This window comes from Paracidovorax wautersii (genome assembly GCF_900113035.1).
Taxonomy (GTDB): Bacteria; Pseudomonadota; Gammaproteobacteria; order Burkholderiales; family Burkholderiaceae_C; genus Paracidovorax; species Paracidovorax wautersii.
The window spans coordinates 458,600-480,615 of sequence record NZ_FONX01000001.1; the positions used below are offsets into that span (position 1 = coordinate 458,600).

Genomic DNA, 22,016 nt, shown 5'->3' on the forward strand with positions numbered 1-22,016 from the left:
CGGGGTTTGCCCGCACGTTCATGAAGCGCAAGCCACGTCTTGGCGTGCTGGCGCAAGACTTGTAACAGTTGGTCAGGACGTGGCGAAAAAGTCGAATTTTTGGCCGCAAGGTGGTCAGAATCGCCGCTGTTACAAATTGGACTTGGGAAAGAAATGGCCTCAACAACCAACCGTACCGACAAAGTTCTCGTGGTGGATGACGACGCCCGCATCCGTGATCTGCTGCGGCGCTACCTGACACAGGAAGGCTTCGAGGTCATGGTGGCCGAAGACGGCAAGGCGCTGAACCGCATCCTGCTGCGCGAAACGGTGGACCTCATCGTCCTGGACCTGATGATGCCCGGCGAAGACGGCCTGTCGATCTGCCGCCGCCTGCGCGCCGCCAACGACCGCACGCCGATCATCATGCTGACCGCCAAGGGCGAGGACGTGGACCGCATCGTCGGCCTGGAAGTGGGCGCCGACGACTACCTCGGCAAGCCATTCAACCCCCGCGAGCTGCTGGCCCGCATCCACGCCGTGCTGCGCCGCCGCCCGCCGCAGGAAGCGCCTGGCGCGCCTTCCGGCGACAACGAGGTGGTGACCTTCGGCCCCTTCACCTTCGACCTGGGCACCCGCGCGCTGCAGCGCAACGGCGAGGAACTGCCGCTCACGACCGGCGAATTCGCCATGCTCAAGGCCCTGGTGCGCCACCCGCGCCAGCCGCTGTCGCGCGAAAAGCTGGCCCTGCTGGCCCGTGGCCGCGAGTTCGAGCCCTTCGACCGGAGCCTGGACGTGCAGGTCTCGCGCCTGCGCAAGCTGGTCGAGGTCGATGCCGCCGCCCCCCGCTATATCCAGACCGTCTGGGGCGTGGGCTATGTGTTCGTTCCGGACGGAGCGAACTGATACGGCCCAGGCGATGTTGAACCGCTCCACACCCTGGCGCGGCTTCTGGCCCGGGATGCCATCCAAGACATCGAGCGCAACCGCAGTCGCCGCCTTGGGGCGCGCCTGCGGTTCGGCGTGCCCGCGAACTTTCCGGCGCCGCCTCGATTCACAACCCGGCTCGCTCGGCGCCCCTGGCGTCCAGCAGCCTCTAGAGCCGGCACGGCATGCAGCGCTCGGCCTTTCTTCCTGAATGACATGAGCGCTACCTACGAGGCATCTTCCGATGCGACCGGCCCCGCTTCGCTCGATGCTGCCAACCCCGAGCGCAACTCCCGCACGCGCGTGGGGCTGAATCTTTTCTGGCGCACCTTCTTCCTGCTGGCCCTGCTGCTGGTCGGCAGCATCCTGGCCTGGCTGCAGACGCTGCGCGCCCTCGAATTCGAGCCGCGCACGCTGCAGACCGCGCAGCAGGTCGCCTCGCTGGTCAACCTGAGCCGCGCCGCCTTGATCCATGCGGACGCCATCGCGCGCGTCTCTCTTATCAAGACCATGGCCGACCAGGAAGGCGTGCGCATCCTGCCGCGCGAACCCGGCGACAAATTCGAGCTGCTGGACCCCTCCGCCCTGGGCACGCGCCTGACCGAAGAGCTGACGCTGCGCCTGGGCCCCGGCACCATCGTGGCCAGCAGCGTGAACGGCGAAAAAGGCCTCTGGGTGGGCTTCACCATCAACGGCGACCCGAACTGGCTGCTGATGGACCGCTCGCGCCTGAGCGCGGCCGGCGGCAAGACCTGGATGATCTGGCTCATCACCGCGGGCGCGCTGTCGCTGGCGGGGGCCGCGGCCATCGCGCGGCTGATCAACCGGCCGCTCAAGCAGCTCTCGTACGCGGCCAACCGCGTGCGCGACGGCGACTTCGCGGCCAGCCAGCTCGACGAAGAGGTGGTGACCAGCGAGATCCGCGAGGTGAACATCGGCTTCAACCGCATGGCGCAGAAGCTCGCCAAGCTGGAGCAGGACCGCGCCGTGATGCTGGCCGGCATCTCGCACGACCTGCGCACCCCGCTGGCCCGGCTGCGGCTGGAAACCGAGATGAGCGTGAACGACGACGTGGCGCGCGAGCACATGGTGGCCGACATCGTCCAGCTCGATGCGACGATCGACAAGTTCCTCGACTACGCCCGCCCCGAGCACGTGAACCTGACGCCGGTCAACCTGCATGCGGTGGTGTCGTCCTGCGTCTATGCCGTGCAGGACCACCGCGAGCTGCAGATCACCATGGACGTGCCCGAAGACCTGAACGTGATGGTCGACGAGGTGGAGCTGGCACGCGTCATCTCCAACCTGCTGGAGAACGCGCGGCGCTACGGCAAGTCGGCCGACAGCGGCACCGCCAGCGTGGACATCGCCGCCAAGGGCCGCGAGAAATGGGTGCTGCTGAAGATGCGCGACCACGGCAACGGCGTGCCGCCCGAGCAACTGGCCAATCTGACCAAGCCCTTCTTCCGCGGCGATTCGGCCCGCACCGCCGCCGCCGGCGCCGGGCTGGGCCTGTCCATCGTGGACAAGACCGTGCAGCGCATGGGCGGCATCTTCGCGCTGGCCAATGCGGCCTCCGGCGGGCTGGTGGCGCACATCCAGCTGCAGCGCGCCGAGCTGCCCAGCGGCAAGGACCCCAAGCAACGCCTGCAGCGCCCGCAGATCAAGCGCCACCTGCCGCCGCGCCCCAGCGGGGACGACGACGCGGGCAATCTCACCTGAAGCCCTGAGGCCGATCACAGCGCCCCACCGCCCGGCATCCGGGGCGGGGCCGCGCAGTGAGGCGGATTAAGCCGCAGCGCCGGCTGCCGTCGGGCGCCCGAACAGCAGCGTGGCGGCGCGGGCCTCCATGGCCAGCCCCTGCCCCACCGGGCCCATGCGCTCGGCCGTCTTGGCCTTCACGTTCACCTGGTCTTCGCGCAGCCCCAGCGCAGCGGCGATGCGCGCACGCATGCCGGGAATGTGCGGCGCCAGCCGGGGCGCCTGGGCGATCACCGTGCTGTCGATGTTGCCGATCTCGTAGCCGCGGGCGCGCACGCGGCGCGCGGCCTCGGCCAGCAGCACGACCGAATCGGCGCCCTTGAACTCGGGATCGGTGTCGGGGAAATGGCTGCCGATGTCGCCCAGGGCCGCGGCGCCCAGCAGCGCGTCGGTGATGGCGTGCAGCAGCACGTCGGCATCGGAATGGCCCAGCAGGCCCAGCGTGTGCGGGATCTCCACGCCGCCGATGATGAGCTTGCGCCCGGGGACCAGGGCGTGGATGTCCCAGCCTTCGCCAATTCGCAGATCCATGAGATTCCTTGTGTGTGCTGCGCTGGGCGGCCGCGCGATGGCCGGGCCGCCCCGGTTTCAGAAAATGGTGCGCGCCGGCACGGCCGAAGCCTCGCCGCGCTGGCCGCCGAAGCGATCCAGCGTGGCGCCGTGCATGCGCTGGGCCAGCACGGCGGCGGCCAGCGCGAAGTCGTCGGGATAGGTGACCTTGAAGTTCTGCGCCCCGCCCGGCACCAGCCGCGGGTGGTGGCCCATGGCCTCCATGGCGCTGGCCTCGTCGGTGGCCTGGGCGCCCAGGTGCTCCAGGGCCTGGAGCAAGGGGCCCAGGCGGAACATCTGCGGCGTCTGGGCCAGCCATTTGTCGCTGCGGTCCACCGTGGCGCCGACCCGCACGCCACCCGGCCCTTCGGTGGCCGTCTTGAGCGTGTCGGCTAGCTTGTGCGCCAGCAGCCCGCCCACCGCATCGTGCGCGCAGGCGTCGATCAGCGCGTCGATCTGCGCCGTGGTGACCAGGCAGCGGGCCGCGTCGTGCACCAGCACCCAGTCGTCCTCGCCCGCGCCGCGCGCCTTGAGCGCCAGCAGGCCGCCGCGCACCGTGTCCGCACGCGTCGCGCCGCCGCAGGGCATGACGAAGAACTGCGGGCTGACGGGCGCCAGCCGGTCGAAGAAATCATCGCCCGGCGCCACGGCCACCAGCGTGCCCAGCAGCCGGCCCACGCCGGCGAAGGCCGCCAGAGTGTGCAGCACCATGGGCTGGCCGGCCACCGGCTGGTATTGCTTGGGCTGGGGGGGCGCCGTGCCCTGCGCCGCGCCAGCCGCGGAAGGCGCGACCGCCCGGGCGCCGACGCCCGCGCAGGGGATGAGCGCCCAGAAGCGCCCGGTAGCGGCCAGCGGCACGGGGGGCATGGAAGCGAGGGCGGCGTCGAAGGTCATGGGCGGCCGATTCTACGAGCGCCCCGTCCCGCCCTGCGGCCCTTGCAGGGTTACGGAAAGGACACATATGTCTCCAATCCCCGCCCCCTAGAATCATGCGGCTTGCGCCCGCGTGCCTTCTGCGCCTGGGCCTTCCGGCCCGACGCCCGCCAATCCGCCCCCTCGCATGGAACTGCCCAAACTCTCCCCCGGAAAACGATTCACCCTGCCCCGCCCTGCGGGCAGCGCCGATGCGCTGCTGCTGGCGCGCCTGGGCGAGCGGGAAAAGGACCAGCACCGCACGGTGGCCATCGTCACGGCCGACGCCACCGACGCGCAGCGGCTGATCGACGAGATGGCGTTCTTCGCGCCCGGGCTGCGCTGCGCGCTGTTCCCCGACTGGGAGACGCTGCCCTACGACACCTTCTCGCCCCACCAGGACCTCATCAGCGAGCGCCTGGCCACGCTCTGGCGCATCAGCCAGAAGGACAAGGACACCGGCGCCGACGTGGTGCTGGTGCCCGCCACCACGGCGCTCTACCGGGTCGCGCCGCCCTCGTTCCTGGCGGCCTACACCTTCCACTTCAAGGTCAAGCAGAAGCTGGACGAGGCCAGGTTCCGCGCCCAGCTCACGCTGGCCGGCTACAGCCATGTCTCGCAGGTGGTGAGCCCCGGCGAGTACGCGGTGCGTGGCGGGCTGATCGACCTCTTCCCCATGGGCTCGCCCGTGCCCTACCGGGTGGACCTGTTCGATGACGAGATCGATTCCATCCGTACCTTCGATCCCGACACGCAGCGCAGCCTCTACCCCGTTCCCGAGGTGCGCCTGCTGCCCGGCCGCGAATTCCCCATGGACGACGCGGCCCGGGCCAAGTTCCGCAGCCGCTGGCGCGAGCTGCTCGAAGGCGACCCCACGAAAAGCCGCATCTACAAGGACATGGGCAACGGCGTGGCCACGGCCGGCATCGAGTACTACCTGCCGCTCTTCTTCGACGAGACCGCCACCGTCTTCGACTATCTTGGAGAGGACGCCACCGTGGTGCTGCACGGCGACCTGGAGCCGGCCTTCCAGCGCTTCTGGCAGGACACGAAGGAGCGTTTCCGCCTGGTGCAGGGCGACCCGGACCGGCCGGCGCTGCCGCCCGAATCGCTGTTCCTCGGCACCGAGCAGTTCTATACCCGCGCCAACGCGCACGCCCAGCTGGCGCTGCGCCCGGGCACGGAAGACGTGGCCGACAACCCGAACTTCCAGAAGCTGGGCGATCTCTCAGTCGTGCGCGGCGCCGAGGACCCGCTCGCGCGCCTGCACGCCCACATCCGCAACACGCAGCACCGCGTGCTGCTGCTGGCCGAGAGCGACGGCCGGCGCGAGAGCCTGCTGGACTTCCTGCGCGCATCGCAGCTGAGCCCGCCCGCATTCGAATCGCTGGCCGAATTCCAGGGCCAGTCGGCCGAGCAGGTCGGCATCGCCACCGCCGCGCTGGCCGTGGGCTTCGCCTGGATCGAAGAAGGCATCGACTTCGTCACCGAGACCGAGCTGTTCGCCGCCGGCGTGACCACGCGCCGGCGCAAGAAGCAGGAACAGGTGAGCGATGTCGAGGCGCTCATCAAGGACCTGTCGGAACTCACCCTGGGCGACCCGGTGGTGCACAGCGCGCACGGCATCGGCCGCTACCGCGGCCTGATCCACATGGACGTGGGCCAGAAGAATCCCGACGGCACGCCCGCGATGCAGGAGTTCCTGCACCTCGAATACGCCGACAAGGCCGTGCTCTACGTGCCGGTGAGCCAGCTGCAGCTCATCAGCCGCTACACCGGCGTATCCGCCGACGAGGCGCCGCTGCACAAGCTGGGCAGCGGCCAGTGGGAAAAGGCCAAGCGCAAGGCCGCCGAGCAGGTGCGCGATTCCGCCGCCGAGCTGCTCAACATCTACGCGCGCCGCGCGGCGCGCGAAGGCCATGCCTTCCGCTATTCGCCACAGGACTACGAGCAGTTCGCCAACGACTTCGGCTTCGAGGAAACGGCCGACCAGAACGCCGCCATCCACGCGGTGATCCAGGACATGATCTCGCCCCGCCCCATGGACCGGCTGGTCTGCGGCGACGTGGGCTTCGGCAAGACCGAGGTCGCGCTGCGCGCGGCCTTCGTGGCCGTCACGGGCGGCAAGCAGGTGGCCTTCCTCGCGCCGACCACGCTGCTGGCCGAGCAGCACTACCAGACGCTGGTGGACCGCTTCTCCAAGTGGCCGGTGAAGATCGCCGAGGTCTCGCGCTTCCGCTCCGGCAAGGAGATCACGGCCGCCATCAAGGGCATCGGCGACGGCACGGTGGACATCGTCGTGGGCACGCACAAGCTGCTGAGTGAGTCCACCAAGTTCCACAACCTGGGCCTGCTCATCATCGACGAGGAACACCGCTTCGGCGTGCGCCACAAGGAGCAGATGAAGGCGCTGCGCGCCGAGGTGGACGTGCTCACGCTCACCGCCACGCCGATCCCGCGCACGCTGGGCATGGCGCTGGAGGGCCTGCGCGACCTCTCCGTGATCGCCACCGCGCCGCAGCGGCGCCTGGCCATCAAGACCTTCGTGCGCACCGAAGGCACGGGCGTGATCCGCGAGGCGGTGCTGCGCGAATTGAAGCGCGGCGGGCAGTGCTACTTTCTGCACAACGAGGTGGAGACGATCGAGAACCGGCGCCAGAAGCTGGAAGAGATCCTGCCCGAGGCGCGCATCGCCGTGGCCCACGGCCAGATGCCCGAACGCGAGCTGGAGAAGGTGATGCGCGACTTCGTGGCGCAGCGCTACAACATCCTGCTGTGCTCGACCATCATCGAGACCGGCATCGACGTGCCCACGGCCAACACCATCATCATGAGCCGCGCCGACAAGTTCGGCCTGGCGCAACTGCACCAGCTGCGCGGCCGCGTGGGCCGCAGCCACCACCAGGCCTATGCCTACCTGATGGTGCCCGACATCGAAGGCCTGACCAAGCAGGCGGCCCAGCGGCTGGACGCCATCCAGCAGATGGAGGAACTGGGCTCGGGCTTCTACCTCGCCATGCACGACCTGGAGATCCGCGGCGCGGGCGAGGTGCTGGGCGAGAACCAGAGCGGCAACATGCTCGAAGTGGGCTTCCAGCTCTACAACGAGATGCTGAGCGAGGCCGTGAAGTCGCTCAAGGCCGGCAAGGAACCCGACCTGCTCGCACCGCTCTCGGTCACCACCGACATCAACCTGCATGCCCCGGCCCTGCTGCCCGACGACTACTGCGGCGACGTGCACCTGCGCCTGTCCTTCTACAAGAAGCTCGCCACGGCCAAGAACGCCGACCAGATCGATGGCCTGCTCGAAGAGATCGTGGACCGCTTCGGCAAGCTGCCGCCGCAGGCGCAGACGCTGATCGACGTGCACCGCCTGCGCGTGCTGAGCCAGCCCTACGGCGTGCTCAAGGTGGACGCGGCGCCGGGCGTGATCAACATCACCTTCAAGCCCAAGCCGCCGGTGGACCCGATGGCCATCATCCACCTGATCCAGAAGAACAAGCACATCAAGCTGGCGGGCAACGAGAAGCTGCGCATCGAACGCGAACTGGCCGAGCCCAAGGCCCGGGCCCAGTTGGTGCGCGACATCCTGCGCAGCCTGGGCCAGCCGCTGGCGGTGCAGGACGCGAAGGCTTGAGCGGCTCGAGCGCCTGGACAGAAAGAGCCAACGGGCGCCGGGCACATGGCGCTGCGACCGGCGCCAAGGCCATGCGCCGTAGCCTGGTTGCCGCAGTTCCACGACGCTGATTGCTTCTCCGGCCGCTGGAGCTCCGGCTCGCCCTTGCACGCCGCCCTCGTCAGGCTGCGGCTGCCTGCGTCGGCGGCCCGGGCCTTCGCTTGTGCGGAGACAGCAATGAGAACTGCAGAGGCCCCCGTGGTCGGGGTCGGGGTCGGCCGGGAATGAAAATCACCAGAGCGTGATGCCGATCTGTCCGGTTCCTGTTGCGCATGCGGTTGTCCCGACTCATGTTTGCGATAGATCAAGGACAGGAAGCAGTTCGTTGCGCAATACCGATATCGACTTCGCTTTCCCGATAGGACTGCAGCTCACCTCGCATTTTTCTCCTTCATAGTTGTTCCAAGGCGTTACAGCCATACCGAGTGGCGCGCAAGACTGGCCGGCACCTACCCCCCGATGCCCCGAGGAGGAGACACCATGCGACAGAATGTCCACACCACGCAGCGGGAGTTCGACTTCCCGACCGATGCGACGCTGATGTCTACGACGGACACGCAAAGCCACGTCACGTACGCCAATGCGGCCTTCATCGCCGTGAGCGGCTTCGATCGCGACGAGATCATGGGCCAGCCGCACAATCTGGTGCGGCACCCGGATATGCCGAAGCAGGCCTTCGCAGACATGTGGGCAACGTTGAAGCGGGGCAAGTCCTGGACGGCCCTCGTCAAGAACAGGCGAAAGAACGGTGACTTCTACTGGGTACGGGCCAATGCCACGCCGGTGATCCGCCAGGGACAGGTCACTGGCTACATGTCGGTGCGTACCAAGCCCTCTCGATCCGAGATCGACGCGGCCGAGGCGCTCTACCGCAAGTTCAGATTGGGGCAGGCGGGCACGCTGGCCTTCCACCAGGGACTGATCGTACGAAGCGGTTGGCTCGGCTGGACTTCGGTGTTCCAGACGATGCCGGTGCGCTGGAGGATCCGCTCGGGCATTCTCGCGGGCGGCCTGCTGGGTTACGCCGGGGCGGCGGCCTGCGGCCTTGAAGGGCAGGCCCTTGGCACCTATGCCGCGGGAGCGGTCACCGTTGCGTTGGCGGTGTCGCTGTGGCTGGAGTCGCAGATCGCACGCCCGCTGGGCCTGGTGCAGCAGCAGGCGCTCAGCGTGGCCGCCGGCCAGCCTATCGAGAACAAGCACCTGAACCGTGTCGACGAGATCGGAATGATCCTGCGCGCAGTCAACCAAGCGGGGCTCAATCTGAGGTCGCTGGTCGACGACGTGAGCGGCCAGGTGGATGGCGTGCTGACCGCCAGTTCCGAAATCGCCCTTGGCAACAACGACCTGAATTCGCGCACCGAGGACGCCGCATCGAACCTGGAGGAGACTGCGGCAGCCATGGAGGAGATGAACGCCACCGTCAAGAACAATGCTGCCATCGCCTGCAAGGCCGCGGAACTGGCCGAGAGCGCCAATCAAGCAGCCGGCAGCGGAGGCAGCATCGTGCGGGAAGTCGTGGACGTCATGCGGGAGATCTCGGCAGCGAGCCAGCAGATCTCCAGCATCCTCGGCGTGATCGACGGCATCGCGTTCCAGACCAACATCCTGGCGCTGAACGCCGCGGTGGAGGCCGCGCGCGCGGGCGAACAGGGCAAGGGATTCGCCGTGGTCGCGAGTGAAGTCCGCAGTCTCGCGCAGCGGTGCGCCTCCTCCGCCAAGGAAATCAAGACCCTGGTTGGCGCGAGCCTGGAAAAGGTGGGCAGCGGCGCCTTGAAAGTGGACGCAGCGGGCAGTGCGATGGCCGAGATACTTGCCCAGGCCGCCCGCGTGAACGACCTGATCGGCCAGATCAATCATTCGACCGTCGAGCAATCCGGGGGAATCGAGGAAGTCAACGCCGCCATATCGCAGCTGGACCACATGACGCAGCAGAATGCCGCGCTCGTGGAGCAATCGGCAGTGGCTGCGCAAACGCTGGCCGGACAGGCGGAGCGGCTGGCCGAGTCGGTGAGCGTCTTCAAGAGTTGACAAAAAAAGCACGGGGCAGAGGTGCCGGCTCATGCCGACCTCTGACCACCGCGGCTACAAAGGGATAGGGTCGTGATATGGCTGTGAATCACCAGCCGCGGATGCTTCAATGGCAGACCAGGGACGCAGACGAGGCAAGGCAGATGATGTCTGCAGCCTACTCACGGATCAAGACGATCGCCGCGCTGTCGAACGGGCTGGACATGGGCGTTTCCGGAGCCGCCGTCGGCGGACTCAGCGTGGCGAGCCTGTCCACCGATTCGGGCTTCGATCTGCATGCCACCGAAACCTTCGATGCCTACCACGTATGCTCCGCGTCCCAGGGCCGGATACTGCAGTTCGATCGTGGCGAGGTGAACCCGATACAGGCCGATGGCGCGATCTACCTGCTGGATTCGTACGCGGTGACGCGCTCCATCTTCGAAGAGCGCTCGCGGACCGTGGGCATTTCCATCGCAACGGAAACCTTGCATGCCGCGTTGTCCGAACTGATCGAGGCACCGGTGGTCTCCCGGGTCCGTTTCACGTTGCGCGTCGAACGCGATGCCCCCGTCTTCCGCAGCCTATTCCTCATGGGCCAGGCTCTTCAGGAGGGCATGACGGGTGCCGCGCCGCTGGCCACGGCACCAGTGGCGTCCACGAGCCTGAGAGAGTCGATGATCCAGCTGCTGCTGCACGGCACCTCGCACAGCTACAGCGAAGTCCTCGGGCAGCAGCGCGTTCCCGCCCTGCTGCCAAGGCAGGTGCGGCGCGCGATGGAGTACATGCAGGCGCACGCGCACCAGCCTCTCACCGTCAGAGAAATCGCCGCCGCCGCAGAGGTGAGCACGCGCGCGCTGCAGTTGTCGTTCCAGCGCTTCAACCAAACCAGCCCGCTGCAGTATCTGCGCCAGCTGCGGCTGAAGGGCGCGCGGCGGGACATGCTGGACCCTGGCCAGCCCTTGAGCATCTCGGCCATCGCACTGAACTGGGGCTTTTCGCACATGGGCCTGTTCGCCCTGCAGTACCGGGCGGCGTACGGCGAGCTCCCCCGGGAGACGATCGCACAGCGGCGATAGGCGGCGGCGGAGCGATAACATCGCCCACTTTCGCCCATTCCGCCTGCCTTCCACCGCTTCGCACGCACATGACAAACGCCACCGAATTCGCCCCCGACCTCAACGTACAGGGCATCCAGCCGCCCCTGCGCCTCGCGGATTTCAAGCTGATCGCCTTCGACATGGATTCCACGCTGATCAACATCGAGTGCGTGGACGAGATCGCCGACGCGGCCGGCCGCAAGGCCGAGGTCGCCGCCATCACCGAGGCCGCCATGCAGGGCGTGATCACCGACTACAAGGAAAGCCTGCGCCAGCGCGTGGCCCTGCTGCGCGGCGTGAGCGTGGAGCACATGCAGCAGGTCCTGCGCGACCGCCTGCGCTTCAACCCCGGCGCGCGCGAGCTCATCGCCGCGGCCAAGGCCGCGGGCCTCACCACGCTGCTGGTCTCGGGCGGCTTCACGTTCTTCTCCGACCATGTCAAGGCAGGCCTGGGCATCGACCTGGCCCGCGCCAACGTGCTGGAGATGGAAGGGGGCCAGCTCACCGGCCGCCTGGTGGACCAGCCCTGGGGCGACATCTGCGACGGCGCGGAAAAGCGCCGCACGCTGCTGGAAGTGGCCTCGCTCATGGGCATCTCGCCCTCGCAGGCCATCGCTGTGGGCGACGGCGCCAACGACCTGCCCATGATGGGCGTGGCCGGCCTCTCCGTCGCCTACCACGCCAAGCCGGCCGTGCGCGCGCAGGCCAAGGTGGCGATCAACGAGGGCGGGCTGGACCGGCTACTGGAAGTGCTGAGCTGAAGTGCTGAGCTGAAGTGCTGCGCGGAGGTGCGGCGCGGAGGGGCGGCGCAGCCGAATCACTATTGATTTGATAGCAAATACCGCAGGCTGCACGCGCGCTGCAGCGGTATTTTATCTAGAGGTTGGGCCACCGCGCGGGCCACACCAACGCAGCATAAGAACCTGCTGCGTTATATCAATATGAAAATTAAAACGTGGCCCGCACCGTTTTGGGGATTTAGACTCGCTGCATCTCTAGCCTGAAAGTGAAGCAGTCATGTTCCTGAAGAAAGCCCTCTCCACCCTCGCGCTGGCCACGCTCGCCCTGAGCTCGCACGCCGCCGACGTGGTGCTCAAGGTCGCCGCGTCCGCCGTGCCGCACGCCGAGATCCTGAACTTCGTCAAACCCCAGCTCAAGGCTCAGGGCGTCGATCTGCAGGTGCGCGAATTCAGCGACTACATCCAGCCCAATGCCGCGGTGGAAGACAAGCAGCTGGACGCCAACTTCTTCCAGCACCAGCCCTATCTGGACAGCTACAACAAGGACCGCAAGAGCAGCATCGTCGCCGTGCCCGGCGGCAAGGTGCATGTGGAGCCCTTCGGCGCCTACTCCAAGAAGATCAAGTCGATCAGCGAGCTGAAGGACGGCGCCACCATCGCCATCCCCAACGATCCGTCGAACGCCGGCCGCGCGCTGCTCTTGCTGCAAAAGCAGGGCCTGATCACGCTCAAGGACCCGCGCGTCATCACGTCCACGCCCATCGACATCGTGAAGAACACCAAGAAGCTGAAGTTCCGCGAACTCGAAGCCGCCCTGCTGCCCCGCGCGCTGGACGACGTGGACCTGGCTCTGATCAACACCAACTACGCCATCGAAGCCAAGCTCAACCCGACCAAGGATGCGCTGTTCATCGAATCGGCCGATTCGCCCTACGCCAACTTCGTGGCCGCCCGCCGGGACCGCATCAACGACCCCGCCATCCAGAAGCTGGTGAAGGCGCTGCACACGCCCGAAGTGAAGAAGTTCATCGAAGAGAAGTACAAGGGCGCCATCGTCCCGGCGTTCTGAGTGCCCTGCGGCGCGCCTCCTCTCAGCCGCCCAGCGGCGGGGAGGCCGCACCGATGCGCCCGTATTCCATGGGCAGCTTGACGTAGAAGACCGTGACCGGCTCCCGGGCCAGCGCAGCCAGGAGCCGTTCGGCCACCGCCTCGGTGGCCGAAACGGTGACCATCACGGGTTGCTCGGCCAGATCGAACAGATGGGTCGAATGCATGCGGCCCGCCTCGCCGAAGCCTTCGGCAGCCCCCAGCAGGCTGCCGCCCATGGCGCCCTGCTCCTTGGCGAACTGCAGCAGCCAGTCGCCCAAGGGAGTGTGGCCATGCCGATGCTCCTGCTCGGCGAAGAACGTGATCTGATAACCCTTCATGGCGGATTCCCTGTCTGGCTGCGTGAAGGACCGAAGCATACGGCGGCCCCGGTCTCTGCCGACGCATCCAGGCCAGGCGCACTGCTTGCTGCTTCAGTCGGCGCCGGCCAGCCCGCTCGCCACCCACCAGGCCAGCGCGAACATCATGGTGCCCGTCAGCGCATCCAGCCAGCGCCAGGCCCGCGGATTGGCGAACACGCCCTGCAGCTGGCGCCCGGCCACGGCCAGCAGCACGAACCACAGCAGGCTGGCGCAGGTGGCACCGGCCACGAAGACCCATTTCAGCCCTCCGTCCTGCCGCGCGCCGATGGAGCCGATCAGCACCAGCGTGTCCAGATAGACATGCGGGTTCAGCAGGGTGATGACGGCCAGCGCCCCCAGCACGCCCATCACGCCGCGCTCCGCCCGGCCGCTCACCTGCAGGCCCGCCTGCGGCGCGAACAGCGCGCGGTTCCAGGCGAAGGCGCCATAGGCGAAGAGGAACACGGCGCCGCCCAGCGTGAGGTAGTGGGCCAGCACGGGCGAATCGCCCAGCAGCTGCGCCATGCCCGCCACGCCCAGGCCGATCAGCACCGCGTCGCTCAGCACGCACCAGAGCACGCAGGCCTGCACGTGCCGCCCCTGCACGGCCTGCCGCAGCACGTAGAGGTTCTGCGCGCCGATGGACACGATGAGCGACAGGCACACCGTGAAGCCGGCCAGCCACGAGGCAGAGAGAGAAGAGGAAGAGGAATCGGTCCACATGCGGTCGATTGTCAAAACGCGCCGCATTTAAGTAAACTTAAATCCTCTAACCAATATGAAGCAAAACTGAATGCTCGACTACGCCGGACTGGAGGCCCTCGCCGCAGTGGTGCGCGAAGGCAGCTTCGAGCGCGCGGCGCGCAAGCTGCACGTCACGCCCTCGGCGATCTCGCAGCGCGTCAAGCAGCTGGAAGAGCGCGTGGGCCAGGTGCTGGTGCTGCGCGGCACGCCCTGCACCGGCACCGATGCGGGCCGGCGCCTCTGCCTGCATGTGGAGCAGGTCGCGCTGCTGGAAAACGAGCTGCGCCGCAGCAACCCCAGCCTGATGCCCGACCGCGACGCGCCCGCGCCGGCCTTGAAGCTGGCGGTGAATTCCGATTCGCTCTCCACCTGGTTCATGGATGCCATGCGCGCCTTCACGGCCGGCGGCAACGAGCTGCTGGACATCCGCATCGACGACCAGGAGCACACGGCCCAGCGCCTGCGCGAGGGCGAGGTGCTGGCCGCTGTCACCGCCACCGGCACGGCGATCGCCGGCTGCAACACCTGGCCGCTGGGCACCATGCGCTACGTGGCGACGGCCAGCCCCGCCTTCTTGGCGCGGCACTTTCCGCAGGGCCCCACGCCGCAGGCGCTGGCCGATGCGCCCATGATGGCCTACGGCCGCCAGGACCGGCTGCAGGACCAGTGGATGCAGCAGCACGGCATGGTCCTGCCGCGCCGGCACCCGCCGCGCCACTTCCTGCCCAGCAACTTCGCCTACCTGCGCGCCTGCGAATCAGGCATGGGCTGGGGCATGCACCCCACGGTGATGATCGCCGAGCAGCTGGCGCAGGGCGTGCTGGTGGATTTCGCCCCCGGCCTGACGCTGGACGTGCCCATGTACTGGGCCCACCCGCGCAACGCCCAGGCAGGGCTGGAGCGGCTCACGCAATGCGTGATGGCCGCCGCGCACGACTGGCTGGGAGACGCCGAATGACTGCCGATGCAACCCATGGCCTGATCGCCACGCCCGATGCCGAGAGCATCACCCGCCTGGTCCACGGCTTCTATGCCGAGGTGCGGCGCGACCCGCTGCTGGGCCCGGTCTTCGAGGCCGCGCTGCACGGCCGCTGGGAGCCGCACCTGCAGCGCATGGTGGATTTCTGGAGCACCGTGGCGCTGGGCGCGCGCAGCTACCGCGGCAACGTGCTGGCCAGCCACCGGCCGCTGCAGGGCGTGACGCCCGCGCACTTCGCGGCCTGGGTGCGGCTCTGGGGCGAGCACACCAGCCGCCTCTTCGTGCCGGACGTGGCGCTTTCGCTGCAGCAGGCTGCGCACGGCGTGGCGCGCAACCTGTTCCGCGCGCTCATCGGGCGGCTGCCGGATTTCGCGCTGGAGAGCGACCAGGAACACGGACGCGAGCACGGCCACGGCTGACCGGGCGCGCTGGCGCCACGGCGCTGAGAACGTGTTCACGATCTCGCAGGGGATCGCGTTGGAGCGCAATCGGGATGAGTGGAAGCTTCGGATGCGCCGCATGGGCTCATGCCCATGCAAGCAGCCGGGGCGTCCAATCGCCCGATTTCGCTCCAACCCGAAGGGCAGCGGTGTGGGCGGGCGGTCTGCGGCGTTGCGGCGCTTGTGGATAGCCATGCTATCCACCGCGCACCGCGCCTTGCATCCCATCCCGCCCGCACCGCTGCGCGACCCCTGGGAGATCGTGAACACGTTCTGAGGGCGCTCAGCCGCCGCGCGATCCGCCCCGGGCCGCGCGCAGCGGCGCCAGCAGATCGCCCAGGCCGTTGTGGTCGATCTCGTGCATCAGCGCCAGCAGGCGGCCGATGTCGCCGGACGGAAAGCCCTCGCGGGCGAACCAGTTCAGGTAGTTGCCCGGCAGATCGGCGATCGCCGTGCCCTTGTGCTTGCCGAAGGGCATGGTCACCGTGAAAAGGCGTTCGAGCTGTGCGGGGTCCATGGAACGGCTCAGCCCCCTGCCCGCTTGACCGTGTGGCCCTGCGCCTTGAGCGCCTGCATCACGCGCTCCACATGGTCGCCCTGCACCTCGATCACGCCGTCCTTGACGGTGCCACCCGTGCCGCAGGCGGCCTTGAGCTGCTTGCCCAGCTGCGCCAGCTCGGCCGCCGGCAAGGCCACGCCCTTGACCAGCGTCACCGCCTTGCCGCCCCGGCCCTTGGTCTCGCGCGACACGCGCACGATGCCGTCGCCCGCCGGCACCGCCGCGGCCCGTGCGGCAGCGCAGGCGCATTGCGCCACGGGCTGGCGGCAGTCGGGGCACATGCGGCCGGATTCGGTGGAATAGACGAGGCTGCCCAGATCGCTCAGGCGCATGGCAGAAGGCTCCAGAAAAACAGAGGGGAAGGGACGAGGCGGGCAGGTGGGCATGCAAACCCGGAAGGGCCCGATTATCCCGGCGCCCGGGCCATGCCCCACAATCGCGGCTTCGTTCCCACATGCCTTCGCACCCGGCGCATACGGCCTTTTCTGCCGCGCTGCGGTCGCCCGGCTCTCGTCTGCCTGCCCATGCCCTTTGCCGCCCTCGGCCTCTCTCCTGCCCTCGTCCACGCCGCCAATGCCCTGGGCTTTACCGCGCCCACGCCCATCCAGGCCGAGGCCATTCCCGCCGTGCTCCAGGGCCGCGACCTGCTGGGCTGCGCGCAGACCGGCTCCGGCAAGACCGCCGCCTTCGGCCTGCCACTGCTGCAGCAACTGCTGCCCCAGGCGCAGATGGCCACCCCCGGCCACGGCCCGCGCCGCCTGCGCGCCCTGGTGCTGGTGCCCACGCGGGAGCTGGCCGCCCAGGTGGGCGATGTGCTGCGTGAACTGGCGGGCCACCTGCCCGGCCAGGCGCTCAAGGTGGCCGTCGCCTTCGGCGGCGTGTCGATCAACCCGCAGATGATGGCGCTGCGCGGCGGCGCCGACGTGATGGTGGCCACGCCCGGCCGGCTGCTCGATCTGGTGGACCACAACGCCCTCTCGCTCGCGCAGGTCAGCACCCTGGTGCTGGACGAGGCCGACCGACTGCTGGACCTGGGCTTTGCCGACGAGCTGCAGCGCGTGCTGGCCCTGCTGCCCGCACGGCGCCAGAACCTGCTGTTCTCGGCCACCTTCCCGGCCGGCGTCGCCACGCTGGCCGAGGGCTTGCTGCGCGGCCCCCTGCGCATCGACGTGCCGCAGGCGCCCGAAACCGCCCCCGACATCGCCCAGCGCGCCATCGCGGTCGAAGCCGCCCGCCGCACGCAGCTGCTCAAGCAACTGCTCAAGGACGAAGCCGGCTGGAGCCGCGTGCTGGTCTTCGTCGCCACGCAATACGCGGCCGAGCACGTGGCGGAAAAGCTCTACAAGGCGGGCATCTACGCGTCGCCCTTCCACGGCGGGCTGAGCCAGGGCACGCGCCGGCAGGTGCTGCAGGAATTCAAGGACGAGCGCTGGCAGGTGGTGGTGACCACGGACCTGGCGGCGCGCGGCATCGACATCGCCGGGCTGCCGGCCGTCGTGAACTACGACCTGCCGCGCGCCGCGGCCGACTACGTCCACCGCATCGGCCGCACGGGCCGGGCGGGCGCGAGCGGCACGGCGGTGAGCTTCGTCACGCCCGAAACGGCGCCGCACTGGCGGCTGCTCGCCAAGCGGCACGGGCTGCTGGCGCTGCCGGTGGAACAGATCGCGGGATTCGAGGTGGCGCTGGAGCCGGCTGCCACCGCCACGCCAGACGCGGCTGCGGGCGATGCCGGCGCTGATACCGACGCTGCGGCCCAGGCAGCCCAGCGCCCCGGCAAGCTGCCACCCGGCACAGGCGGCATCAAGGGCAAGCGCCCGAGCAAGAAGGACAAGCTGCGCGCGGCAGCTGCTGCCGCCGCCCAGGCCGGCGGCACCGGCAAGCCCGCAGCGGATTGAGGCCGGCGGGCCTGCCGGCCATTCGGTCTGTGAGAACGTGTTCACGATCTCCCAGGGGTCGCGCAGCGGTGTGGGCGGGATGGGATGCAAGGCGCGGTGCGCAGTGGATAGCACGGCTATCCACAAGCGCGGCAACGCCGCAGACCGCCCGCCCACACCGCTGCCCTTCGGGTTGGAGCGAAATCGGGCGATTGAACGCCCCGGCTGCTTGCATGGGCACGAGCCCATGCGGCGCATCCGAAGCATCCACTCATCCCGATTGCGCTCCAACGCGATCCCCTGCGAGATCGTTAACACGTTCTGAGGGGGCCAGGTCAGTCCCCGCCGCCTCCGTCGCCGCCATCTCCCGCGCCATCGGCACCATCGGCACCTTCACCGTCTTCGTCGTGCGGGCCATCGCCTGCCGCGCCATCCTTGCGCGCCGCCGGCTTGCGGGGCATGCCCTCGCCCGGCTTGGCGACGATCTCCACGTAGAACTGTGCGGCGCCCGACTGCGCCACGTCGTCGATCAGGCGCGTGATGTCTTCCACCTGCACGCTCTGGGCATCGTCCTGCGTGCTGCCGAAGCGGCAGTCGAAGTCCCAGAAGCGCACGCCTTCGGGCAGGGCGCGGCGGCGTTCGCGGCGCAGGTAACGGTGGATGTCGTGACGGGCCGCGTCCAGCAGCCGGTCGCGGTTCTTGCCTTCGATATGGAGCACATAGGTTTTTCGCATGCGCCCATCGTAACCGCTGCCGCGGCTTTACTATGATTTCAATAGCGCATGGCGCTTATTTACAAAGGGCCGCAGGGCATTTTCGATGCCAAAACCAGCCCCTGCGTGCCGACCGGCTCAGTAATGCGGCGGCAGCTCGTCGCGCAGGTTGCGTGCGCCCGCGCCGCCACCGGCCTCGGGCATCTGCTGGCGCAGCTGGGCCACGGTGCGGGCCAGCGCGTCGATCTCCTGCTGCTGGCGGTAGATGACCAGGTTGAGCTGGTCGAGCAGGTCTTCGGTGTAGCTGGCCTTGATCTCCAGCTCGGTCAGGCGCTGCTCGGTGGGATGGGGTTCGGCGGACATGCGGCGTATTGGACCGCAAAAAAAGGGCGCCACCGTGACGCCCTTGCAAGAAAGAAGAAAGCGGTTGCGCGCCGCTCAGCCCGCCAGCGCCTGGCCCAGCCGGGCCACGCCTTCGCGGATGCGCTCCACGTCGGCCGTGGCGAACGACAGGCGCAGCGTGGCGTGGTCGGGGTGGGCGCAGAAGAACGGCGTGCCGGGCACGAAGGCCACGCCCTTGTCGATGGCGCGGCGCGCCAGCTCGTTGCCGTCGGCCACCTTGCCGCCCGCGCCGGTCAGCCGCACCCAGAAGAACATGCCGCCGCGCGGCCGCACGAACTGGGCGGCATCGCCCAGCTCGGCCTGCAGCGCATCACCCATGGCCTGGGCGCGCTGGGCATAGACGGTGCGCACCTTGTCCAGCGTGGCGGGCATGCGGCCGGCCTTGAGGTATTGCGCAGCGGTGGCCTGGGCGAAGGTGCTGGTGTGCGCGTCGCTGAACTGCTTGCACATGGTGGCCTTGGCCAGCAGCTCGGGCGGCGCGATCATCCAGCCCACGCGCAGGCCGGGCGCCAGCACCTTGCTGAGGGAGCCGCAATGCACCAGCAGCTCGCGGCTGCCCGGCACGCCCGCCGACAGGTTCAGCAGGCTGGGCGGGGGCGCTTCGCCGAAGTACAGGTCGCCGTACGGGTCGTCTTCCACGATCACCGTCTGGTGGCGCACGGCCATCTCCAGCACGGCCTTGCGGCGCTCCAGGCTCAGCGTGGCGCCGCTGGGGTTGCCGAAGGTGGGGATCAGATAGACGAACTTGGGGCGGTGCTCGGCGATCAGCTTTTCCAGCGCATCGGTCTGCACGCCGTCGCCGTCGATGGGCGCGCTGATGAGTTCGGCGCCGTAGAGGCGGAAGCACTGGATGGTGGCCAGGAAGGTCGGGCCTTCGACGATGACCTTGTCGCCGGGGCTGATGAGCGTCTTGCCCAGCAGATCGAGCGCCTGCTGGCTGCCGGTGGTGACGATGAGGTCGTCAGGCGCCACGCCCGTGGCGCCCTTGCCGGTCATCAGCGCGGCCAGTTGCTCGCGCAGCGGGCCGTAGCCCTCGGTCGCGCCGTACTGCAGGGCCGCGCCGGGGTCTTCTTCCAGCGCGCGGGCGCTGGCGGCGCGCAGGCCTTCGACGTCGAACATCGCGCTGTCGGGGAAACCTCCGGCAAAGCTGATGATGCCGGGCTTGCCCAGCAGCTTGAAGAGTTCGCGGATGGCAGAGGTTTCAACGTTGTTCAGACGGTCGGCGAATTGCATGGCGAGATGGCTCCTTTGAGCGCGGGATTGTGGCCCAAAGCCGCAGCCGCCGACACCCTCGGTGCTACGCCGGGTTCAGGTTGACGCCGGATCGGGCGAGCCCAGAACCTGCGCATGCGGTGCCGACAGCGGGCAGCGCCGGCAGTGCAGCGCCGCAGCGGGCGCAGCCGTGCAGAAGGGCGTCGGGCAGGCGCCGCTGCAGCACGGGTCGGCCGGAGAGGCGCACAAGCGGTGGGGCGCATCGCCCTCTTCCGCGGGCCGGCAGCACGGGCTGCGCGCCATGAGCCACCAGGCCAGCAGCAGCGGCACGAACACCACCGACAAGGCCACCAGCAGCGGCACAGCCGCCTCCAGCGCGGTCACGGCGCGGTTCCGGCAGCCACCCCGTCGGCCGGCCGCGCAGGCGACGCATGCCGCGCCACCCGGCCGAACTCCGCACTGCGCAGCCCCGTCGCCAGCAGCCGCATGCACTGCGCCAGATCGCCGCGGCGCAGGTTCAGGTCCACCCGCACCCAGCGGCGCGCCGTGTCGATGGCGATGCAGTAGCCCGCCAGCCGGTCTCCGAGAATCGCGTGCAGCGCACGGCGGTAGGTCAGCGGGTCGGCCATCGGCAGACGCAGCGGCAGCACCATCAGCTCCCGGCCGGCATCGCCGCGCTGCAGGGGCCAGAGCGCCGTCTGCGGCATGCGGTGCATCACGGCGGCGGTGGAAAGATCGATCATGTTTGTCAGGGCGCCGCAGTGGCTGAAAAGCCATGGCGCCCGGCGGTGAAACATGCGATGCAGTCTAGGAAAGCGCGTATCAAGATGGCGTAAAGATGCGGGCCGCCGGCATATATTCGGCGGCAACATCCGCCCTTCCCTACCGCATCCCGCCTGGGCCTGCCCTGCTCCGCCCGGCGCTACCCCGGCGGGCGGCAGCCCACGCAGCAGACCGCACAAGACGCCATGAAAACCGCGCACATCGAACCCTTCTTCGCCGCCCTCAAGGCCGCCAACCCGCTGCCCAACACGGAGCTGGAATACACCACCGTCTTCGAGCTGCTGGCCGCCGTGCTGCTCTCGGCCCAGGCCACCGACGTGGGCGTGAACAAGGCCACGCGCCGGCTGTTCCCCGTGGCCGGCACGCCGCAGGCCATCCTCGACCTGGGCCTGGAAGGGCTGGAGAGCTACATCAAGACCATCGGCCTCTACCGCAGCAAGGCCCGCCACCTGATGGAGACCTGCCGCATCCTGGTGGAACGCCACGGCGGCCAGGTGCCCCGCACGCGCGAGGAACTCGAAGCCCTGCCCGGCGTGGGCCGCAAGACCGCCAACGTCGTGCTCAACGTCGCCTTCGGCCAGCCCACCATGGCCGTTGACACGCACATCTTCCGCGTGAGCAACCGCACCGGCCTCGCCCCCGGCAAGAACCCGCTGGCCGTCGAACTGCAGCTGATGAAACGCGTGCCTGCCGAATACGCCGTGGACTCGCACCACTGGCTCATCCTGCTGGGCCGCTACGTCTGCCAGGCCCGCAAGCCGCGGTGCTGGGAATGCGTGGTGTCGCAGTGGTGCGACTACCGGCCCAAGACGCTGGCGCCCTGAGGCCATTCAAGCACTCAACGCACCTACCTCCCACCGGCTGCGAACCGCAAGCGACCTGCGCGCAAAGCGAAGGTTCGCGGCAGTGCAACACATTGATGGGGAAGGACTTTTTTCTACGAAAGCCTTCCCCTTGTCGTTGCCTCACCCTTTTGCGTCAGGTTCGCGCAGATGGGAGGAAAAACGTTGCTAACTCAGAGGTTTATAAAGATGCAGTCACGCCCCGTGTGGGCGTGTGGGTTGAAACTCGCGCAGCTCGATGCCGAACTGCTGCATCTGCAGTCACGCCCCGTGTGGGCGTGTGGGTTGAAACCCGCACCGAAGCAGCGCGCCGCGTAATCCACTGGTGTCACGCCCCGTGTGGGCGTGTGGGTTGAAACCTCTTGC

At 68.5% G+C, this 22,016-nt stretch carries 22 protein-coding genes; 11 read left to right on the plus strand and 11 right to left on the minus strand.

Features of this window, described 5'->3' with window-relative positions; all coding sequences use genetic code 11:
* The first annotated feature begins 153 nt into the window (after nucleotides 1–153).
* Complete coding sequence (ompR, locus tag BM070_RS01945; RefSeq protein ID WP_092937039.1) at nucleotides 154–885, plus strand: osmolarity response regulator transcription factor OmpR; 732 nt, start codon at nucleotides 154–156, stop codon at nucleotides 883–885.
* A 237-nt stretch (nucleotides 886–1,122) separates the two neighbouring features.
* Nucleotides 1,123–2,628: a sensor histidine kinase gene (locus BM070_RS01950; protein WP_092937041.1), complete on the plus strand. Its 1,506-nt coding sequence runs from the start codon at nucleotides 1,123–1,125 to the stop codon at nucleotides 2,626–2,628.
* Nucleotides 2,629–2,694: 66 nt separating this feature from the next.
* Here BM070_RS01950 and ispF read toward each other — a convergent pair whose 3' ends face one another.
* Nucleotides 2,695–3,198 carry a 2-C-methyl-D-erythritol 2,4-cyclodiphosphate synthase gene (ispF, locus tag BM070_RS01955; protein ID WP_092937043.1) on the minus strand — a complete coding sequence of 168 codons (504 nt, stop codon included), beginning with the start codon at nucleotides 3,196–3,198 and terminating at the stop codon, nucleotides 2,695–2,697.
* A 57-nt stretch (nucleotides 3,199–3,255) separates the two neighbouring features.
* Complete coding sequence (gene ispD, locus BM070_RS01960) at nucleotides 3,256–4,110, minus strand: 2-C-methyl-D-erythritol 4-phosphate cytidylyltransferase (protein WP_175518390.1); 855 nt, start codon at nucleotides 4,108–4,110, stop codon at nucleotides 3,256–3,258.
* A 166-nt stretch (nucleotides 4,111–4,276) separates the two neighbouring features.
* On the opposite strand from ispD, the gene mfd reads away from it, so the two are divergent.
* The 5 genes from mfd (at nucleotide 4,277) to BM070_RS01985 (ending at nucleotide 12,720) form a co-directional block, all read left to right on the plus strand.
* On the plus strand, nucleotides 4,277–7,765 hold the full coding sequence (gene mfd, locus BM070_RS01965; RefSeq protein WP_092937045.1) for a transcription-repair coupling factor: 3,489 nt from the start codon (nucleotides 4,277–4,279) through the stop codon (nucleotides 7,763–7,765).
* 519 nt (nucleotides 7,766–8,284) lie between these two features.
* A complete protein-coding gene (locus BM070_RS01970) occupies nucleotides 8,285–9,832 on the plus strand; it encodes a methyl-accepting chemotaxis protein (protein ID WP_092937047.1) in 1,548 nt (515 codons plus the stop codon).
* A 143-nt stretch (nucleotides 9,833–9,975) separates the two neighbouring features.
* A complete protein-coding gene (locus BM070_RS01975; RefSeq protein WP_175518391.1) occupies nucleotides 9,976–10,890 on the plus strand; it encodes a helix-turn-helix transcriptional regulator in 915 nt (304 codons plus the stop codon).
* Nucleotides 10,891–10,958: 68 nt separating this feature from the next.
* On the plus strand, nucleotides 10,959–11,672 hold the full coding sequence (gene serB / locus BM070_RS01980) for a phosphoserine phosphatase SerB (protein WP_092937051.1): 714 nt from the start codon (nucleotides 10,959–10,961) through the stop codon (nucleotides 11,670–11,672).
* Between the two features lie 256 nt (nucleotides 11,673–11,928).
* Nucleotides 11,929–12,720, plus strand: a complete 792-nt coding sequence (locus tag BM070_RS01985) for a MetQ/NlpA family ABC transporter substrate-binding protein (RefSeq protein ID WP_092937052.1) — start codon at nucleotides 11,929–11,931, stop codon at nucleotides 12,718–12,720.
* A gap of 22 nt (nucleotides 12,721–12,742) precedes the next feature.
* On the opposite strand, the gene BM070_RS01990 is transcribed toward BM070_RS01985, so the two are convergent.
* Together BM070_RS01990 and BM070_RS01995 are read right to left on the minus strand one after the other, a co-directional pair.
* Nucleotides 12,743–13,078 carry a DUF190 domain-containing protein gene (locus BM070_RS01990; protein ID WP_092937054.1) on the minus strand — a complete coding sequence of 112 codons (336 nt, stop codon included), beginning with the start codon at nucleotides 13,076–13,078 and terminating at the stop codon, nucleotides 12,743–12,745.
* A gap of 93 nt (nucleotides 13,079–13,171) precedes the next feature.
* Nucleotides 13,172–13,822: a LysE/ArgO family amino acid transporter gene (locus tag BM070_RS01995; RefSeq protein ID WP_092937056.1), complete on the minus strand. Its 651-nt coding sequence runs from the start codon at nucleotides 13,820–13,822 to the stop codon at nucleotides 13,172–13,174.
* 70 nt (nucleotides 13,823–13,892) lie between these two features.
* Between BM070_RS01995 and BM070_RS02000 the strand changes: the two genes are divergently transcribed.
* Both BM070_RS02000 and BM070_RS02005 read left to right on the plus strand, forming a co-directional pair.
* On the plus strand, nucleotides 13,893–14,801 hold the full coding sequence (locus tag BM070_RS02000) for an HTH-type transcriptional regulator ArgP (RefSeq protein WP_092937058.1): 909 nt from the start codon (nucleotides 13,893–13,895) through the stop codon (nucleotides 14,799–14,801).
* The gene (locus BM070_RS02005; protein WP_092937060.1) at nucleotides 14,798–15,241 is read left to right on the plus strand and encodes a group III truncated hemoglobin; all 444 of its coding nucleotides are present in this window, start codon (nucleotides 14,798–14,800) and stop codon (nucleotides 15,239–15,241) included. The genes BM070_RS02000 and BM070_RS02005 overlap by 4 nt, the downstream gene beginning before the upstream one ends.
* Nucleotides 15,242–15,545: 304 nt before the next feature.
* Here BM070_RS02005 and BM070_RS02010 read toward each other — a convergent pair whose 3' ends face one another.
* Nucleotides 15,546–15,779, minus strand: coding sequence for a DUF3820 family protein (locus tag BM070_RS02010; protein WP_092937062.1), 234 nt, complete (start codon nucleotides 15,777–15,779; stop codon nucleotides 15,546–15,548).
* Between the two features lie 8 nt (nucleotides 15,780–15,787).
* Nucleotides 15,788–16,153, minus strand: a complete 366-nt coding sequence (locus BM070_RS02015) for a translation initiation factor Sui1 (RefSeq protein ID WP_092937064.1) — start codon at nucleotides 16,151–16,153, stop codon at nucleotides 15,788–15,790.
* A 192-nt stretch (nucleotides 16,154–16,345) separates the two neighbouring features.
* Here BM070_RS02015 and BM070_RS02020 point away from each other — a divergent pair, with 192 nt between their 5' ends.
* On the plus strand, nucleotides 16,346–17,719 hold the full coding sequence (locus BM070_RS02020) for a DEAD/DEAH box helicase (RefSeq protein ID WP_092937066.1): 1,374 nt from the start codon (nucleotides 16,346–16,348) through the stop codon (nucleotides 17,717–17,719).
* 314 nt (nucleotides 17,720–18,033) lie between these two features.
* Here BM070_RS02020 and BM070_RS02025 read toward each other — a convergent pair whose 3' ends face one another.
* From BM070_RS02025 to BM070_RS02045, 5 genes are all read right to left on the minus strand, one after another.
* A complete protein-coding gene (locus tag BM070_RS02025; protein ID WP_092937068.1) occupies nucleotides 18,034–18,432 on the minus strand; it encodes a DUF6172 family protein in 399 nt (132 codons plus the stop codon).
* A gap of 117 nt (nucleotides 18,433–18,549) precedes the next feature.
* Nucleotides 18,550–18,774: a SlyX family protein gene (locus tag BM070_RS02030; protein ID WP_092937070.1), complete on the minus strand. Its 225-nt coding sequence runs from the start codon at nucleotides 18,772–18,774 to the stop codon at nucleotides 18,550–18,552.
* A 75-nt stretch (nucleotides 18,775–18,849) separates the two neighbouring features.
* Nucleotides 18,850–20,046 carry an aminotransferase-like domain-containing protein gene (locus tag BM070_RS02035; protein ID WP_092937072.1) on the minus strand — a complete coding sequence of 399 codons (1,197 nt, stop codon included), beginning with the start codon at nucleotides 20,044–20,046 and terminating at the stop codon, nucleotides 18,850–18,852.
* A gap of 75 nt (nucleotides 20,047–20,121) precedes the next feature.
* Complete coding sequence (locus BM070_RS02040) at nucleotides 20,122–20,409, minus strand: hypothetical protein (protein WP_092937074.1); 288 nt, start codon at nucleotides 20,407–20,409, stop codon at nucleotides 20,122–20,124.
* Nucleotides 20,406–20,768 (minus strand): hypothetical protein, encoded by a 363-nt coding sequence (locus BM070_RS02045; RefSeq protein ID WP_092937076.1) that lies wholly within the window; start codon nucleotides 20,766–20,768, stop codon nucleotides 20,406–20,408. Before BM070_RS02045 ends, BM070_RS02040 begins: the two co-directional genes overlap by 4 nt.
* Before the next feature lie 225 nt (nucleotides 20,769–20,993).
* Here BM070_RS02045 and nth point away from each other — a divergent pair, with 225 nt between their 5' ends.
* Nucleotides 20,994–21,632, plus strand: coding sequence for an endonuclease III (nth, locus tag BM070_RS02050; RefSeq protein WP_092937078.1), 639 nt, complete (start codon nucleotides 20,994–20,996; stop codon nucleotides 21,630–21,632).
* Nucleotides 21,633–22,016: the final 384 nt, after the last annotated feature.